Below are 18044 nucleotides of genomic sequence, written 5' to 3'. Positions count from 1 at the left end.
GTTTCATTTATGGTCAATCTTCGCCAGCCCAGGGATGTTGCGCAAATTTTGCTGTCGGTGCTGTTCCTGGCCCTCATGATTATTGCGTGTCTGTGGATTGTTCAACCCTTTATTCTCGGCTTCGCCTGGGCCGCGACCGTTGTCGTTGCCACGTGGCCTCTGCTGCTGCGTTTGCAGAAGCTGCTGTTCGGCCGCCGCGGGTTAGCGGTGCTGGTCATGACGCTCCTGCTGTTCCTGCTGTTTATTATTCCGATTGCCCTGCTGGTGAATAGCCTGGTGGATTCCAGTGGCCCCGTTATTCGCGCTATTAGCAGCGGTGACCTGACGCTGCCGGATCTCGCCTGGCTGAACAGCATTCCGGTGGTGGGCGCCAAGCTCTACAGCGGCTGGCATAGCCTGCTGGAGATGGGCGGCAGCGCGCTGATGGCAAAAGTCCGCCCGTATATAGGCACGACCACGACCTGGTTTGTGGGTCAGGCGGCGCATATCGGCCGGTTTATGATGCACTGTACCCTGATGCTGCTCTTCAGCGCCCTGCTCTACTGGCGCGGCGAGCAGGTGGCTTTAGGCGTTCGTCACTTTGCCACCCGCCTGGCGGGCAAACGGGGTGACGCGGCGGTTTTACTGGCTGCGCAGGCCGTGCGTGCGGTGGCGCTGGGCGTGGTGGTGACCGCGCTGGTGCAGGCGGTGCTGGGTGGTATCGGTCTGGCGATTTCCGGCGTACCGTACGCCACCGTGTTCACCGTGGTCATGCTGATGACCTGTCTTGCGCAACTGGGACCGCTGCTGGTGCTGGTCCCTAGTATTATCTGGCTATACTGGACGGGTGATACCACGTGGGGAACGGTGCTGCTGGTCTGGAGCTGCGTGGTCGGCACCATGGATAACGTCATTCGTCCGATACTTATCCGCATGGGTGCTGACCTGCCGTTGATCCTGATCCTCTCCGGGGTCATTGGCGGACTGATTGCCTTTGGCATGATAGGCCTGTTTATTGGCCCGGTGCTGCTCGCCGTCACCTGGCGTCTGTTCTCCGCCTGGGTGCATGAAATTCCGCCTCCGGGAACAGACCCGGACGTGATTTTGAGCGAACTGGAAGAGTTGGAAGAGAAGAACACGCATTAAGTTTTTTTGCCGGGTGGCGCTAACGCTTACCCGGCCTACATTCCCCCTCATAATACTTTAACGCTGCTAAAGTATTTATTCGTTGTTCACTGGTCAGACCCGCCTTTTTTGCTCTAAGTCCGCTATTCACCTTAAAAAATATTTACGTCTCTTTAACTATTGAGACGAATCCGATCGACGCTAAAAGATGACATGCCTACTATTAGGACACGGTTATAGATCAACACCTTGATTTATAAGCATGGAAATCCCCTGAGTGAAACAACGAATTGCTGTGTGTAGTCTTTGCCCATCTCCCACGATGGGCTTTTTTTTATCCTGACTACGCGCGCTTAACCTCACAGGTACTGAGCATCCGCCACTCAGCAGGCAGCACCCGCGTTTCCCCTGTCACATTAACCGTCACCGCCTCGCGAATATCCGCCGACGATGCGCCAACCTGCAGTTCAAACTCGCCCGGCTCAACGATGCGTTTCCCGTCCCGACGGGTAAAGTTGAACATCTCAACCGGTAGCGTAAAGCTGAGCGTGGCGGTTTCGCCCGGCGAGAGCGTGACGCGCTGGAAGGCTTTCAGCTCCTGAAGCGGTCGCACCTGGGTGGCGACCTTATCCCTGACGTAAACCTGCACCACCTCGCTGCCGCTGCGTTCCCCGGCATTGGTGATATCCACGCTCAGCGTCACCTCGCCGTCGACCGGCACGCTGCTTTCAGCTACGCGGGCAGCCCCCCAGCTAAACGTCGTCCAGCCAAGGCCGAAGCCAAACGGATAACGTGAACCGAAGTGGAACGCAAACGGCGTGCCGCCGCTTTTGAGCTTGTGATTGTAGTAATACGGCATTGCCCCGGCGCTTTTCGGCACGCTCACCACCAGACGCCCCTGCGGCTCTGCGCGTCCCGTTAGCACGTCCGCGATCGCCCAGCCCCCTTCCTGCCCTGGCGCCCACGCCACCAGCAGCGCTGCGATCTTATCCTCCAGCCCCTGCAGGTTGTACGGGCGCCCGCCGGTCATCACGACAATCACCGGTTTGCCCGTCGCCACCAGCGCCTCCAGCAGCTGTTGCTGCACGCCCGGCAGATTCAGGGAGTCGGTGTCGGAACCTTCCCCCACGGTTCCGCTCTGGAACAGCCCGGCGAGATCGCCCACACAGGCCACCACCACGTCACTCTCCTGCGCCGCGTTCACAGCCTCGGGGATCAGCGCGGTGCTTTGCGAGACCGGCGACTGCTGCATCGGCTTACCGCCGCTGTCGCCCGGGAAGACCGGCGCACCCGCCATCCGTTTCTCGATGATGTGACACCCTTTGGCGTAACGGACCTGCGACGCGCCGAGGTAATGTTCCAGCGCCGCGCGCGGGGTCGTTACCTGCGAGGTCTCTTCCACCATATCGCTGATGATCAGATGCACCGGGAAGCTGTAGCCGCTGAGCAGCGCCAGCGGATCGTCTGCCGTCGGCCCCACCACCGCCACGCGAGGCTTACCGCCGAGCGGTAAAATACCGTTGTTTTCCAGCAGCGTGACCGATTTCGTCGCCACCTCCCGCGCAACCTGTCGGGTGGTGTCATTTTGCAGATCGATACCATTTTCATCCGCGTACGGGTTTTCAAACAGGCCCAGGCGGAATTTTTCGGTCAGCACGCGCGCCACGATCTCATCCACCCTGGTCATAGAAATCAGCCCGCGCTCAACGGCGTCCGCCAGATGGCGCGCGCAGTCATCTTTCGGCAACTCGACGTCCAGCCCGGCGTTAAAGGCCAGCGCGGCGGATTCGGCCGCATCGTGGGACACACCATGATGCTGGTGCAGCAGGCTGACGCCGCCGTAATCCGCGACAATAATCCCGTCGAAGCCCCACTGTTCGCGCAGGACGGTGGTCAGCAGGAAGCTGTCGCTGTGCCCCGGCTGATTGTCGATATCGTGGTAGGCCGGCATCACCGACCCGGCATTGGCCAGCTTCACCGCCATTTCAAACGGCAGCAGGAAGGTGTCGTTCAGTTCGCTAAAGCCCAGATGTACCGGCGCATGGTTGCGCGCCCCTTCGCTGAACGAGTGGCCCACGTAGTGCTTGAGCGTCGCCAGCAGGTCACGCCTCTCGCCCTGCAACCCTTTCACGTAGGCGGTTGCCATCACCCCCACCAGCCAGGGATCTTCCCCGAAGGTCTCTTCGGTTCGCCCCCAGCGCACGTCGCGGGAAACGTCCAGCACCGGCGCCAGCCCCTGTTGACAGCCGACGGACCGCGCCTCTTTACCGATCTGCTCTGCCGCGCGCTGTACCAGTTCAGGATCCCAGGTAGAGCCGTAGTTCAGCGACGACGGGAACAGCGTGGCGTCTTTGCACAGCAGCCCCACCAGGCACTCTTCATGGAACAATGCCGGAATGCCGAGGCGCGTCTCTTCCATCATCATGCGCTGCAGGCGGTTAGCAGCGCGCACCCCGGTTTTCGCGTCAACGATATGGGTACCCAGCGGACGGGTGATCTGCCCGACGCCCAGCTTTAGCCGTTCACTCAGCGCTGCCTGCTCGCTCACGCCGGCGAATTCATCGCTGAGATCGCTGCGTTCGCGGTGGTTGCCGTTTTCATCGAGGATCAGCCAGTAGGCATGCATCTGGGCAAACTTCTCTTCCGGGGTCATACGCGCCAGTAAATCGTCTACGCGCTCGTGCACGGGACGTCCCGCGTCCTTATAGATAGCTGTCATGTTTTACTCCTGTAGTGCGGAAGGGATTGTTGGGTTGAGCTGCCCCGCGTCGGGTCTCACCTCACGCTTGCTGGCCAACTCCCGGGCGATGGAATCCACCAGCCGACTGTTGAGCTTGTAGATAGCAAGCAGCGCGACCATGCAAAGGAACAGCGCGCAAGGGATAAGGGTGAACAGCGCGTTAATCGTAGAGAGTACGTGGGGCGCCTGAGTTGCCTGTCCCGGGGCGTAATCCACCATGCCCAGCACCCAGCCGACCACCGCGCCACCCAGCGCCAGGCCGAATTTGATGGCAAACAGTGCGGTGGAAAAGACCAGCCCGTCCAGGCGGCGGCCGCTGCGATGCTCTTCGTAGTCGACCACATCGGAGAACATGGTCCACTGCAGCGGCGTGGTCAGGTTTTGCACAAAGCTAAAGACGATGTTGAGGCCAAAAATCAGCCACACCTGCGAAGGCGGCAGGAAGAAAATCAGCGCGCCGAAAATAACGAAGGAAATAATGGTCCACTGGTAGGCGCGCACGCGGTCAAATTTCCCCAGCAGCCGTTCAGATAATAATGCGCCGCTTAAGGAGGCAACCATTCCGGAAACAATAAAGGCAAAAACCAGCTCCGGGCGCAACAGCACATAGTTCACGTAATACATCGTGGCGGAACCACGCGTTACCACCGCCGTTAACAGCAAAATATTAAACAGGAAAACAATGCGCCACTGGCTGTTACCGGCCAGCAGTTTTAAATCGGTCAGCATGGAGCCGGAGGTATCATTGCGCGGCGAATAGCGCTCTCGGGTCATGAGGAAACAGCAGAAAAAGAGCACAATGCCCAGCAGCCCCATCAGGCTCATGGCATAGAAATAACCTTTCTGCACGTTGCCCTGGCCTAACAGCGAGACCAGCGGCAGGGCAATCACCGTCACAATCAACCCGCCGATAAACGACAGGCCAAAGCGCCACGACTGCAGGGAGTGACGCTCGCGCGGATCCAGCGTCAGCGCGCCGGGCATGGCGCAGTAAGGTACGTTAATGGCGGAGTAAATCAGGCTTAAGATCGCGTAGGTCACACAGGCATAAACGATTTTCGCCGTCGGCCCCACGTCCGGTACATAGAAGGTGATGAGGCAGCTTACGCCAAACGGAATGGCGAACCACAGCAGCCAGGGACGGAAACGACCGTGACGCGTCTGGGTGCGATCCACCAGGGCGCCAATGCACGGGTCGACAAACGCATCAACCACGCGCACCACTAAAAACATGGTGCCCATGATGGCGGCGGGCAGTCCAAAAACGTCCGTATAGAAATAAGCGAGAAATAAGGTTGCCGTTTGCCAGACCAGCGCGCTGGCCATATCACCTAAGCCATAACCTATTTTATCTTTGGTACGCAATACAGAGGAGAGTGTCATTGTTATTTGCCTTTTTATCAGGTTAAAACGTATTTGAACCAGTTGCGCATCACTGAAAGGGAAATGCGCAGTAAGGCTCAAGTATTAGCAACGCGTTGCGCGCTAACAATTGTCTAAATTGACAGACAAATTATGATATTTGGTTTTTTACTTTATTTGTGATGGGGAGCAAATAAGAGGGAAAATAAAAAAGGCGAGGAATAATATCCTCGCCTTTTCGGGTCAGCGTGACGTTACTTGTTCAGTTCCGCCAGGCTCAGCCAGGTTTGCACCACCGTATCCGGGTTCAGGGACAGGCTATCAATCCCCTCTTCCATCAGCCAGGCAGCGAAGTCTTCATGGTCGGATGGACCCTGACCACAAATCCCGACGTATTTGCCCTGCTTCTTCGCCGCGCGGATGGACAGGGAGAGCAGCGCCTTCACCGCCTCGTTACGCTCATCGAACAGCTCGGAGACCACGCCGGAGTCGCGGTCCAGACCCAGCGTCAGCTGCGTCATGTCGTTCGAACCGATAGAGAAGCCGTCGAAGTGCTCGAGGAACTGCTCGGCCAGCAGGGCGTTAGACGGAATTTCACACATCATGATGATCTTCAGCCCGTTCTCGCCGCGCTTCAGCCCCTGACGCGCCAGCTCGTCCACAACCGCTTTCGCCTGATCCACGGTACGTACGAACGGAATCATGATCTCCACGTTGGTCAGCCCCATGTCGTTGCGCACGCGCTTCACCGCCTCACACTCCAGCGCGAAGCAGTCGCGGAAGCTGTCGGACACGTAGCGTCCGGCCCCGCGGAAGCCCAGCATCGGGTTCTCTTCTTCCGGCTCGTAGCGCTCGCCGCCGACCAGGTTGGCGTATTCGTTAGACTTAAAGTCAGACAGACGCACAATCACGCGTTTCGGATAGAAAGCGGCACCCAGCGTCGCGATCCCTTCGGTCAGACGGCCGACGTAGAACTCTTTCGGCGAGTCATAGCCTTTCATCATCTCGCGGATTTCGTTCTGCAGCTTCGGATCCTGGTCGTCAAACTCCAGCAGCGCACGCGGGTGAACGCCGATCATACGGTTGATGATAAATTCCAGGCGCGCCAGGCCTACGCCTTCGTTCGGCAGGCAGGCGAAGTCGAACGCGCGGTCCGGGTTACCGACGTTCATCATGATCTTCAGCGGCAGGTCCGGCATGGTATCCACGCTGGAGCTCTTCACGCTGAAGTCGAGGATATCGGCATACACGTAGCCGGTATCGCCTTCGGCGCAGGAGACGGTCACGTTCTGTCCGTCCTTCATGCGCTCGGTAGCATCACCGCAGCCGACAACCGCAGGAATACCCAGTTCGCGTGCAATGATCGCCGCGTGACAGGTACGGCCACCGCGGTTGGTGACGATAGCCGCCGCTTTCTTCATGATCGGTTCCCAGTCCGGGTCGGTCATGTCGGTCACCAGCACGTCGCCGGGCTCAATACGGTTCATCTCGCTGATGTCGTGGATCACTTTCACCGGACCAGCACCGATGCGGTGACCGATAGCACGGCCTTCCGCCACGATTTTGCCCTGGGCGTGCAGCGTGTAACGCTCCATCACCTGGCCGCGAGAGCGGACGGTTTCCGGGCGCGCCTGCACGATAAACAGCTTGCCGGTGTTCCCGTCTTTCGCCCATTCGATATCCATCGGACGGCCGTAGTGTTTTTCAATCTGCACCGCTTGCTTCGCCAGCTCCTGCACTTCGGCGTCGGTCAGGGAGAAGCGGTCGCGCTGCTCCTGCGGTACGTCTTCAATTTTAACCTGCTTGCCATGCTCCTGGGTCGGGGCATAGATCATGCGGATTTTTTTCGAGCCCATGGTGCGGCGCACCACCGCCGGACGGCCAGCGGCCAGCGTAGGCTTGTGAACGTAGAATTCGTCAGGGTTTACCGCACCCTGCACAACCATCTCACCCAGACCCCACGCGGAGGTGATAAACACCACCTGGTCGAAGCCGGATTCGGTATCAATGGAGAACATCACGCCGGATGAGCCTACGTCCGAGCGCACCATGCGCTGCACGCCAGCGGAAAGTGCCACGCCGCGATGGTCGTAGCCCTGGTGCACGCGATAGGAGATGGCACGGTCGTTAAACAGGGAAGCAAACACGTGCTTCACGGCCACCAGCACCGCATCGTAACCCTGGACGTTCAGGAAGGTTTCCTGCTGCCCGGCAAACGAGGCGTCCGGCATGTCTTCCGCGGTCGCAGAGGAACGCACGGCAAAGGAGGCCTGCGCATCGTCAGCAGAGAGCTGGTTGTATGCGTCGTGAATGGCTTTTTCCAGTTCCGGCTGGAAAGGTGTGTCGATGATCCACTGGCGGATCTGCGCCCCGGCTTTGGCAAGCTCGGTGACGTCATCAATATCCGTTTTATCCAGCAGGTCGTAAATGCGCTGGTTAACACCGCTCTGGTCTAAAAACAGGTTAAAGGCATCGGCGGTGGTGGCAAACCCGTTCGGTACGGAGACACCCATACCCGACAGGTTTGTAATCATTTCACCCAGGGAGGCATTTTTGCCCCCAACTCTGTCTACATCATTCATGCCGAGTTGGTTATACCAAAGCACCAGCGGTGACGAGCCATTGTTGGACATCGAAACAATCCTTTTGTGATATTTGATCGGAGTAAGTAACACCTGACTACGTATTTATACTGGCATATTTATTTCCGCTAAAAAAACGGTGAATCGTGTAAGCAATTTAAAATTTCAACTTTTCGGATACTTTCCCATCAACGATTAACCCGATGATTCCTCTATATTCAGCCAGAAACCCCAAAAATAAAGTCGCTATTTGAAAAATGAAATCCACTTTTCAGGAAAATCAAAAACAGCGTTTCATTCATAATTAGGATAAGTTCTTTGCTGTGTAAATTACTTTTTTAATTTATGCTTTCAGACAATTACGTCTGATATTCAGGGTGGGTAAAATGGATAGTGCTGTCGATCGTCACGTTTTTTATATTTCTGATGGTACGGCGATCACCGCCGAGGTGCTGGGCCACGCGGTGATGTCGCAGTTTCCCGTATCGATCAACAGCATTACGCTGCCGTTTGTCGAAAATGAGAGCCGCGCCAAAGCGGTGAAGGACCAGATCGACGCCATTTACCAGCAGACCGGCGTCCGCCCGCTGGTGTTCTACTCCATCGTGATCCCAGAGATTCGCGCCATCATTCTGCAGAGTGAAGGCTTCTGTCAGGATATCGTGCAGGCGCTGGTGGCTCCGCTGCAAAGCGAGCTGAAGCTCGACCCGACGCCTATCGCCCACCGTACCCACGGGCTGAACCCCGGCAACCTGACCAAGTACGACGCACGTATCGCCGCCATCGATTACACCCTCGCGCACGACGACGGTATCTCTCTGCGTAATCTCGACCAGGCGCAGGTGATCCTGCTTGGCGTGTCGCGCTGCGGCAAAACGCCGACCAGCCTCTACCTGGCGATGCAGTTCGGCATTCGCGCCGCCAACTACCCGTTTATTGCTGACGATATGGATAACCTGGTGCTGCCCGCCGCCCTTAAGCCGCTGCAGCACAAACTGTTCGGGCTGACCATTAATCCGGAACGCCTTGCTGCCATCCGCGAAGAGCGCCGCGAGAACAGCCGTTACGCCTCCATGCGCCAGTGCCGGATGGAGGTCTCCGAAGTGGAAGCCCTGTACCGCAAAAATCAGATCCCGTGGCTGAACAGCACCAACTACTCTGTGGAAGAAATTGCCACCAAAATTCTCGACATCATGGGGCTTAACCGCCGCATGTACTAATATGCTAGTACATTAGCTCAGATTCAGGTATCATCATCGGTAACCACGGGGCGGTGTCGCCCCGAACTTGAAATCAGCAGGGATTGGTTTAAGGTGATGCCCATCACTTCCCGGTAGTCTGCCGATGAAGCAAAAATTTTCTGAGACATTCCATGAATAAAACCGATGAACTCCGCACTGCGCGCATTGACAGCCTGGTTACGCCGGCTGAACTGGCCCAGCGGCATCCTGTTTCCGCTGCCGTTGCGGAACACGTGACGGCCTCCCGCCGCCGCATTGAAAAAATACTTAATGGTGAAGACAAGCGTCTTCTGGTGGTGATTGGTCCCTGCTCCATCCACGATCTGGATGCCGCGATGGATTATGCAAAACGGCTTCAGGGCCTGCGGGATAAGTATCAGCACCGCCTTGAGATTGTGATGCGAACCTACTTTGAAAAACCGCGGACCGTGGTGGGCTGGAAAGGGCTGATTTCCGACCCTGACCTGAACGGCAGCTATCGCGTGAACCACGGCATTGAGCTGGCACGTAAGCTGCTTTTGCAGGTCAACGAGCTGGGCGTGCCGACCGCCACCGAGTTTCTTGATATGGTGACCGGGCAGTTTATCGCCGATCTGATCAGCTGGGGCGCGATTGGCGCACGCACCACCGAAAGCCAAATCCACCGCGAGATGGCCTCCGCCCTCTCCTGTCCGGTCGGCTTTAAAAACGGGACCGATGGCAATACCCGTATTGCGGTTGATGCCATCCGCGCTGCCCGTGCCAGCCACATGTTCCTGTCGCCGGACAAGAGCGGTCATATGACCATCTACCAGACCAGCGGTAACCCGTACGGGCATATCATTATGCGCGGCGGCAAGAAACCCAATTACCATGCACAAGATATTGCGGCAGCCTGTGAAACCCTGGCCGAGTTCGACCTGCCGGAACATCTGGTGGTGGACTTCAGCCACGGCAACTGCCAGAAGCAGCATCGCCGCCAGCTGGACGTCTGCGATGAGATCTGCCAGCAGATCCGCAGCGGTTCAACCGCCGTTGCAGGGATTATGGCGGAGAGCTTTATCAAAGAAGGCACGCAGAAAATCGTTGCTGGCCAGCAGATGGTATACGGCCAGTCGATCACCGACCCGTGCCTGAGCTGGGAAGACAGTGAGCTGCTGCTGGAGAAACTCGCAGCAGCCGTGGACACACGCTTTTAACATCCTGCCGGGTAGCGCTGCGCTTACCCGGCCTACGATTCTTGCCGTTGTAGGCCCGGTAAGGCGAAGCCGCCACCGGGCTTTTCATTGCACAATATTGATCCTCTCACCCTTTTTTCACAAAAACGCTTGCCGTGAATTTGCAGTTTATTGATAATGATTATCATTGTTACATTGATTGTTATTTATAAACATTATGTCACGTACGGATAACAGCGCGGCAACGCCAGCAAAAACAGACACAGCACCAGCCCCTATCGAGCGTCGGATTGACAGCAAAACCCTGCTCGGCGATGAGGGCCGGGTCATTATCGAGCATGACGGCCAGCGCTATCTGCTGCGCCAGACCCATGCCGGAAAACTGATCCTCACAAAATAAACAACACAAAAAACTACGCCAGCCACCCAGGTAAACCCCAGGCAGCCAGCGCTTTTCAATTCTAATGGAGAGTTGCTATGCCACACCTGCCTTCCGCGTCTTTACGCCCGTCACTTCTGACGCTGGCGATTGTCAGCGCCCTGCCGACCGCGGCGTTTGCTGCCACAGATGACATTACCGTCACCGCCACGGGCAACGCCCGCAGCGCCTTTGAAGCCCCCATGATGGTGAGCGTGATTGACGCCAGCGCGCCGGAGAAGCAAACCGCCAGCTCGGCGGCCGACCTGCTGCGTAGCGTCCCCGGCCTGACGCTGGACGGCACCGGGCGCACCAACGGGCAGGACGTGAACCTGCGCGGCTATGACCGTCGCGGCGTGCTGGTGCTGGTTGACGGCGTGCGTCAGGGCACCGACACCGGTCACCTGAACAGCACGTTCCTCGATCCGGCGCTGATTAAACGTATCGAAGTGGTTCGCGGCCCGTCGGCCCTGCTGTACGGCAGCGGCGCGCTGGGCGGCGTGATTTCCTATGATACCGCCGATGCGAAAGATCTGCTGGAGCCGGGTAAAAACAGCGGCTACCGCGTGTTTGGGACGGGCGCGACGGGCGATCACAGTCTTGGCATGGGGGCCAGCGCCTATGGCCGCACCGACACGCTGGACGGTCTGGTGGCCTGGTCCAGCCGGGATCGCGGTGATATTCGCCAGAGCGACGGAGCCACCGCCCCTAACGACGAATCCATCAATAACATGCTGGCGAAAGGCAGCTGGAAAATCGACCCGGCCCAGACCCTGAGCGGCTCCCTGCGCTACTACAATAACGACGCTCAGGAACCGAAAAACCCGCAAACCCCCGGGGCGGACAGCAGCAACCCGATGACCGATCGCTCCACCATTCAGCGTGACGCGCAGGTGGGCTATCACATCGCCCCGGAAGGTAACGACTGGCTGAACGCCGACGCGAAGGTCTACTGGTCCGAAGCGCGCATTAATGCCCAGAATATCGACAACAGCGGCGAGTTCCGCAAGCAGACCACCAAAGGCGGCAAGGTGGAAAACCGCACCCGCCTGTTCAGCGACACCTTAGCATCACACCTTCTGACCTACGGCGGGGAATATTATCGTCAGGAGCAGCATCCGGGCGGGGCAACCACCGGCTTCCCGGAGGCGAAAATCGACTTCAGTTCCGGCTGGCTGCAGGACGAAATTACCCTGCGCGATCTGCCGGTCACCCTGCTGGGCGGCACACGGTATGACAACTACCGCGGCAGCAGCAATGGCTACGACGATGTCGATGCCGACAAGTGGTCATCCCGCGCCGGGTTAACCGTCAGCCCGACCGACTGGCTGATGCTGTTTGGCTCTTACGCACAGGCGTTCCGCGCGCCCACCATGGGTGAGATGTACAACGACGCCAAACACTTCTCTATTGGCCGCTTCTATACCAACTACTGGGTGCCGAACCCGAACCTGCGCCCGGAAACCAACGAAACGCAGGAGTTTGGTTTCGGTCTGCGCTTTGACGATCTGCTGCTTGCCAACGATGCGCTGGAGTTTAAAGCCAGCTATTTCGATACCAAAGCCAAAGACTACATCTCCACCACCGTCAATTTCGCGGCGGCAACCACCATGTCGTATAACGTCCCGAACGCCAAAATCTGGGGCTGGGACATGATGGCAAAATACTCTGCCGACCTCTTCAACCTCGACCTGGCCTACAACCGCACGCGCGGGAAAGATACCGATACGGGCGAGTACATCTCCAGCATCAACCCGGATACTGTCACCAGCAAGCTGGACATTCCGGTGGCACAGAGCGGTTTTTCCGTCGGCTGGATTGGCACCTTTGTCGATCGCTCAACGCATATCAGCAGCAGCTACAGCGAGCAGCCGGGCTATGCGGTCAATGACTTCTATGTCAGCTATAAGGGCCAGGAACGGCTCAAAGGCGTGACCACGACACTGGTACTCGGCAACGCCTTCGACAAAGCGTACTGGTCACCTCAGGGCATTCCGCAGGACGGCCGTAACGGGAAGATTTTCGTCAGTTATCAATGGTAATCCCTTCGCCCCGGCTGACCGGGGCATTGCTTTGAAAGGAAGAGACAATGAATCACTACACACGCTGGCTTGAGCTAAAAGAAGAAAATCCGGGTAAGTACGCGCGCGACCTTGCAGGGCTAATGAACATCAGCGAAGCGGAGCTGACCTTTGCCCGCGTGGGCCACGACGCCTGGCGACTGCACGGTGAAGTCCGCGAGATCCTGGGCGCGCTGGAGGCGGTGGGCGAAACCAAATGTATCTGCCGCAACGACTACGCCGTTCACGAGCAGGTCGGGAACTTCACCAACCAGCACCTGAACGGCCATGCAGGGCTGGTGCTGAACCCGCGCGCGCTGGATCTGCGCCTGTTCCTCAACCAGTGGGCAAGCGCGTTTCACATCAGTGAAGCCACCACCCGCGGCGAGCGGCAAAGCATTCAGTTCTTCGACCATCAGGGCGATGCCCTGCTGAAGGTCTACGCCACGGACAACACCGACCTTTCCGCCTGGGGCGACGTGCTGACCCGTTTTATCTTTGCCGATAATCCACCGCTGGCGTTAAAGGCGCCCGACGCGCCTGCTCACGCGGAAAGTCCGCAAGCCGCCCTCGTGGACAAAGAGTGGCGCGCCATGACCGACGTGCATCAGTTCTTCAGCCTGCTGAAACGTCATAACCTCAGCCGCCAGCAGGCGTTTCGCCTGGTGGGGGACGATCTGGCCTGTCGGGTAGAGAACAGCGCGCTGGCGCAGCTGCTGGAGACGGCGCGTCGGGACGGCAATGAAATCATGGTCTTCGTCGGCAACCGCGGCTGCGTGCAGATTTTCACCGGCGTGGTGGAAAAGCTGGCGCCGATGAAAGGCTGGCTGAACATCTTCAACCCAACCTTTACCCTGCACCTGCTTGAAGACGCCATTGCGGAGACGTGGGTCACGCGCAAACCGACCGCGGACGGGCATGTCACCAGCCTGGAGCTGTTTGCCGCCGACGGGACGCAAATCGCCCAGCTGTACGGCCAGCGTACGGAAGGCGAGCCGGAGCAGAGCCAGTGGCGCAGCCAGATTGACGCCTTAACGGCGAAAGGGCTGGCCGCATGAAACGGTGGCTTGCCCTGTTCAGCGCCCTGCCCCTGCTGGCGTTTGCTGCGCCGCAGGAGAAAATCATCACGCTCGGCGGCGACGTCACCGAGATTGTCTACGCCCTCGGCGCGGCTTCTTCCCTCGTGGCCCGCGACAGCACCAGCCAGTGGCCGCAGGCGGCAACCGCACTGCCGGACGTGGGCTATCTGCGCCAGCTCAACGCGGAAGGGATCTTATCCATGCGCCCTACGCTGGTGCTGGCCAGCGCCCAGGCGCAGCCGTCTCTGGCGCTCAAGCAGGTTGAGCAAAGCCACGTCAGGGTCATCGCAATTCCTGCCGGTAACGATCTGAGCGTCATTGACGAAAAGGTACGGATCGTCGCTGAAGCGACGCACCGCGAGGCCGAGGGGGAAGCCTTGCGCAACACGCTGCGTCAGGCGCTGTCGGCACTTCCCGCGTCACCGCTCAATAAGCGGGTGCTGTTTATTCTCAACCACGGCGGGATGACCGCTATGGCTGCCGGACAACAGACCGGCGCGGACGCGGCCATTCGTGCGGCGGGGCTGCAGAACGCGATGCAGGGGTTCACCCGCTATCAGCCGCTGTCTCAGGAAGGTACGATTGCCAGCCGACCCGATCTGGTGGTGATTTCGCAGGACGGCATCAACGCCCTGGGTGGGGAAGCGAATCTGTGGGCGCTGCCCGGCCTGGCGCAAACCCCGGCAGGACGGAACAGGCAGGTGCTGGCTATTGATGACATGGCGCTGCTGGGCTTCAGCGTGCGAACGCCGGAAGCCATCCGGGAGCTGCGTGCCAAAGCGGAGCAACTGCCCTGATGTCCCGGCGAGCCGCCCTGTCATTATGGATGCTGGCCGCGCTGCTGGTCGTCACGACGCTGACGGCCAGCGGTATTGGCGCGCTGCGCCTGCCGGTCAGCCTGCTGTGGAATGGCACCGACGAGGCCCTGCGTCAAATCTGGCTGACGATCCGCCTGCCTCGCGTGCTGCTGGCGCTGGCGATCGGCGGTTCGCTGGCGCTGGCTGGGTGCGTGATGCAGGGGCTGTTTCGCAACCCGCTGGCGGATCCGGGCCTGCTCGGCATCAGCAGCGGCGCGGCGCTTGCCGTCGCCCTGTGGGTGGTGCTTCCGCTCTCGCTGCCAGCGCTGGTGATGCTGTATGCCCCGATGCTGGCGGCGTTTCTCGGCGCGCTGGCCGCCACCGTCGTGATTTTCCTGCTCAGCCGACAGCGTGACGCTTCCCTGTCGCGCCTGCTGCTGGTAGGGATTGCCATCAACGCCCTGTGCGGCGCCGCCGTCGGCGTGCTGTCATGGCTCAGCAATGATGCCCAGCTTCGCCAGCTTTCCCTCTGGGGAATGGGCAGCCTCGGCCAGGCGCAGTGGTCGACGCTGCTGGCCGTCGCGTCGCTGATGATCCCCACCCTGCTGGCGATCTGGCGTCTGGCAGGGCCCCTCAACCTGCTGCAGCTGGGCGATGAAGAGGCGCACTATCTCGGCGTGGAGGTTGCCGCCGTGCAGCGGATCCTGCTGTTGTGCAGTGCCCTGCTGGTGGCTGCCGCCGTTGCGGTCAGCGGCGTGATCGGTTTTGTCGGCCTGGTGGTACCGCACCTGGTGCGCATGTGGCTGGGAGCCGACCACCGGGCCGCGCTCCCCGGCTCGGTGCTGGCCGGTGCGCTGCTCCTGATGGTGGCCGATACGCTGGCGCGTAGCCTGGTCGCCCCGGCGGAAATGCCGGTCGGCTTATTGACCAGCCTTCTCGGCGCGCCGTGGTTCCTGTGGCTTATCTTTCGTCGCGGAGGTGCGCATGGCTGAACGCTATTGTGCAGAAAACCTTGTTTTTCGCGCCGGGCAACGCACGCTGATTCACGACGTGTCGCTGACCTTATCTCAGGGCGAGCTGGTGGCGCTGATTGGCCCCAACGGCGCCGGGAAATCGACGCTGTTGCGGCTGCTTACCGGCTACCTTAAACCTGCGGGCGGACGGTGCAGCCTGGCGGGCACACCGCTTGCGGTCTGGTCGCCGGACAAGCTCTCCCGCTACCGGGCGGTGATGCGCCAGAACACGCAGCTCGGATTTGACTGGCCGGTTGAGGCGGTCGTCGGTATGGGCCGAGCGCCCTGGACCCGCACGCCTGAAGCGGCGGTGATTGAGGCGGTCATGGCCATCACAGGCTGTTTACCGCTGGCGGGCAGGCAGTTTGCCGCGCTCTCCGGCGGCGAGCAGCAGCGCGTTCAGCTCGCCCGCGCGCTGGCTCAGCTCTGGTGCGACGGTGCGCCGCGCGGCTGGCTGTTTCTTGATGAACCCACCTCTGCGCTCGATCTCTATCACCAGCAGCATCTGCTGCGCCTGTTGAAATCCCTGACCAGCCGGGGACATCTGCACGTTTGCGCGGTGCTGCACGACCTCAACCTCGCAGCGCTGTGGGCGGATCGCCTCCTGCTCCTGCACAGCGGCAGGATCGTGTCCCAGGGAGAGCCGGAAACCGTTTTGCAGGCCGATGCGCTGGCGCACTGGTACGGCGCACAGGTTCATGTCGGCAGGCACCCGGCTCACGCCGCGCCGCAGGTGTTTCTTGCCCCTTAATCGGGCTGGTAAAAATCCTTCAGCGTTTCCAGCAGGGCATGCGCCGCTTTTGAAAGCTGCGTGTGCCCGGGATGGATCACCCCGATACACTTTTCAATAGGCGGACTGTCCAGCGGAATACAGACCGCGCCCAGCGACGCCATCTGCGTCTTGCAGAGCGCCGGTACGGCGCTGCCGCCCAGCCCGCTTGCGACCATCCGCCCGACCGTCACCAGCTGATGACTTTCAAGCGCGACGTCCAGCTTTCTGCCGCTTCGCGCCAGCTCCTCTTCCATCATCAGACGCACCGCCGACGGGCGCTGCAGGGTGATGAAATCCAGCGTCAGCAGCGCTTCCCATGTCAGGCGTTTTTTGCCCGCCAGCGGGGAATCTTTCGGCACAATGGCAACAAAGCGGTCGAGACCCAGCGGGGTAAACAGCAGGTTGTGTGTGGGAGCGGGCTCAAAGGCGATGCCCATCTCGACCCGCCCTTCCCGCACCATCTCAATCACCTGCTCGTTAATCACGTCATGCACGGTGACGTTGATCCCGGCATGGCGATCGCGAAACGCTTTCAGCACCTCGGGCAGGACATTCGCGGCAAACGACGGCATCGCCGCGACCGAGATTTTACCGCGCTGCAGGGTAAAGCACTGGTGCATCGCCTCTTCGACATTATCCCAGTCGGCAAGCAGCTGCCGCGCCATCGGCAAAAACGTCTCGCCCTCCTGCGTCAGCGCGACCTTGCGCGTGCTCCGCTGCAGCAGCGGTCCGCCGAGCGCGTCCTCCAGGGCTTTAATCGTCAGGCTCAGAGCTGGCTGGGAGAGATTCAGCCGTTCGCTGGCGTGGGCGAAATTCAGAGTGTGAGCTACCGCTAAAAACGCGCGTAACTGTTTGACACTCATTCTCATTTTTCATCCTGTTATCTAATTGAAAAAATTTAGTTAACAGAAAATTAATAAAAAAACCAAATGAGTGGGTCACAAATTCAAAATTAACAAATGAGTTGCCGCCCCTAATGATACCGCCACGGTTAAGAGGAGGAATGACGATGGCGGGACTGGATAAGCGCGTCGACAGCTATGCGCAGGCGCTGGATGGGCTGACGGACGGGATGACTTTGCTGGCGGGCGGCTTCGGCCTGTGCGGTATTCCGGAGAACCTGATTGCAGAGGTCAGACGCCGTCAGGTGAAAGATCTGACGGTGGTATCAAACAACTGCGGCGTGGACGGCTTCGGTCTCGGGCTCCTGCTTGAGACGCGGCAGGTTCGTAAGGTAGTGGCTTCTTACGTCGGCGAAAACGCGCTGTTCGAGCAGCAGGTACTGAGCGGTGAACTGGAGATTGAACTCACGCCTCAGGGCACGCTGGCGGAAAAGGTGCGCGCGGGCGGCGCGGGTATTCCGGCATTTTACACGGCCACCGGCTACGGCACGCCCGTGGCTGCGGGCAAAGACGTGCGCCAGTTTGCCGGTAAGCATTACATCCTCGAAGAGGCCATTACGGGGGATTTCGCGCTGATCAAGGGCTGGAAAGCGGACTGGTACGGCAACGTCGTCTACCGGCATACCGCGCAAAACTTTAATCCGCTGATGGCAACGGCGGGCCGGATAACGGTCGTCGAGGTGGAGGAGATTGTTGCGCCGGGTGAGCTGCCCCCGTCGGCCATTCATACCCCGGGCATTTACGTCGACAGGCTGATTGTTGGCCAGTTTGAAAAACGCATTGAACAGCGCACGCTGCGCGCGGAAGGAGTGTGACG

General features: G+C 59.4%; 14 protein-coding genes and 1 other RNA gene. 11 read left to right on the top strand and 4 right to left on the bottom strand.

All coding sequences use genetic code 11. The features are described from left to right. Positions 1-9: 9 nt before the first annotated feature. Positions 10-1125 (top strand): AI-2E family transporter YdiK, encoded by a 1116-nt coding sequence (gene ydiK / locus V1572_RS11975; RefSeq protein ID WP_045910283.1) that lies wholly within the window; start codon positions 10-12, stop codon positions 1123-1125. 209 nt (positions 1126-1334) lie between these two features. Then, an RNA gene (gene rprA, locus V1572_RS11970) (antisense sRNA RprA) lies at positions 1335-1442 on the top strand. 5 nt (positions 1443-1447) lie between these two features. On the opposite strand, the gene V1572_RS11965 is transcribed toward rprA, so the two are convergent. From V1572_RS11965 to ppsA, 3 genes are all read right to left on the bottom strand, one after another. Next, complete coding sequence (locus V1572_RS11965; RefSeq protein ID WP_395299138.1) at positions 1448-3823, bottom strand: glycoside hydrolase family 3 N-terminal domain-containing protein; 2376 nt, start codon at positions 3821-3823, stop codon at positions 1448-1450. Between the two features lie 3 nt (positions 3824-3826). Continuing rightward, positions 3827-5227 carry an MFS transporter gene (locus V1572_RS11960; RefSeq protein WP_395299137.1) on the bottom strand — a complete coding sequence of 467 codons (1401 nt, stop codon included), beginning with the start codon at positions 5225-5227 and terminating at the stop codon, positions 3827-3829. A 233-nt stretch (positions 5228-5460) separates the two neighbouring features. Continuing rightward, the gene (ppsA, locus tag V1572_RS11955) at positions 5461-7839 is read right to left on the bottom strand and encodes a phosphoenolpyruvate synthase (protein WP_045910280.1); all 2379 of its coding nucleotides are present in this window, start codon (positions 7837-7839) and stop codon (positions 5461-5463) included. A gap of 335 nt (positions 7840-8174) precedes the next feature. Here ppsA and ppsR point away from each other — a divergent pair, with 335 nt between their 5' ends. From ppsR to V1572_RS11915, 8 genes are all read left to right on the top strand, one after another. Beyond that, positions 8175-9008 carry a posphoenolpyruvate synthetase regulatory kinase/phosphorylase PpsR gene (ppsR, locus tag V1572_RS11950; RefSeq protein WP_008500644.1) on the top strand — a complete coding sequence of 278 codons (834 nt, stop codon included), beginning with the start codon at positions 8175-8177 and terminating at the stop codon, positions 9006-9008. A 152-nt stretch (positions 9009-9160) separates the two neighbouring features. Further along, positions 9161-10207, top strand: a complete 1047-nt coding sequence (gene aroH / locus V1572_RS11945; protein ID WP_008500645.1) for a 3-deoxy-7-phosphoheptulonate synthase AroH — start codon at positions 9161-9163, stop codon at positions 10205-10207. Positions 10208-10403: 196 nt separating this feature from the next. Continuing rightward, the gene (gene hemP / locus V1572_RS11940) at positions 10404-10586 is read left to right on the top strand and encodes a hemin uptake protein HemP (protein ID WP_045910279.1); all 183 of its coding nucleotides are present in this window, start codon (positions 10404-10406) and stop codon (positions 10584-10586) included. A 77-nt stretch (positions 10587-10663) separates the two neighbouring features. Further along, positions 10664-12646, top strand: coding sequence for a TonB-dependent hemoglobin/transferrin/lactoferrin family receptor (locus V1572_RS11935; RefSeq protein ID WP_196364716.1), 1983 nt, complete (start codon positions 10664-10666; stop codon positions 12644-12646). Between the two features lie 47 nt (positions 12647-12693). Continuing rightward, positions 12694-13722, top strand: a complete 1029-nt coding sequence (gene chuS / locus V1572_RS11930) for a hematinate-forming heme oxygenase ChuS (RefSeq protein WP_353143842.1) — start codon at positions 12694-12696, stop codon at positions 13720-13722. Then, positions 13719-14540: a hemin ABC transporter substrate-binding protein gene (locus V1572_RS11925; RefSeq protein WP_045910276.1), complete on the top strand. Its 822-nt coding sequence runs from the start codon at positions 13719-13721 to the stop codon at positions 14538-14540. Before chuS ends, V1572_RS11925 begins: the two co-directional genes overlap by 4 nt. Further along, positions 14540-15532, top strand: coding sequence for a FecCD family ABC transporter permease (locus tag V1572_RS11920; protein WP_395299136.1), 993 nt, complete (start codon positions 14540-14542; stop codon positions 15530-15532). Before V1572_RS11925 ends, V1572_RS11920 begins: the two co-directional genes overlap by 1 nt. Next, positions 15525-16304 carry a heme ABC transporter ATP-binding protein gene (locus V1572_RS11915; RefSeq protein ID WP_395299135.1) on the top strand — a complete coding sequence of 260 codons (780 nt, stop codon included), beginning with the start codon at positions 15525-15527 and terminating at the stop codon, positions 16302-16304. The genes V1572_RS11920 and V1572_RS11915 overlap by 8 nt, the downstream gene beginning before the upstream one ends. On the opposite strand, the gene V1572_RS11910 is transcribed toward V1572_RS11915, so the two are convergent. Next, positions 16301-17194, bottom strand: a complete 894-nt coding sequence (locus tag V1572_RS11910; protein ID WP_032645461.1) for a LysR family transcriptional regulator — start codon at positions 17192-17194, stop codon at positions 16301-16303. The genes V1572_RS11915 and V1572_RS11910 overlap by 4 nt on opposite strands. A 140-nt stretch (positions 17195-17334) precedes the next feature. Here V1572_RS11910 and V1572_RS11905 point away from each other — a divergent pair, with 140 nt between their 5' ends. Further along, positions 17335-18042, top strand: a complete 708-nt coding sequence (locus V1572_RS11905; RefSeq protein ID WP_045910273.1) for a CoA transferase subunit A — start codon at positions 17335-17337, stop codon at positions 18040-18042. Positions 18043-18044: the final 2 nt, after the last annotated feature.

It is taken from the genome of Enterobacter quasiroggenkampii (genome assembly GCF_043972695.1).
GTDB lineage: Bacteria > Pseudomonadota > Gammaproteobacteria > Enterobacterales > Enterobacteriaceae > Enterobacter > Enterobacter quasiroggenkampii.
The sequence above is the reverse complement of the archived record's forward strand: the minus strand, read 5'-3'. Positions and strand labels throughout refer to the sequence as shown.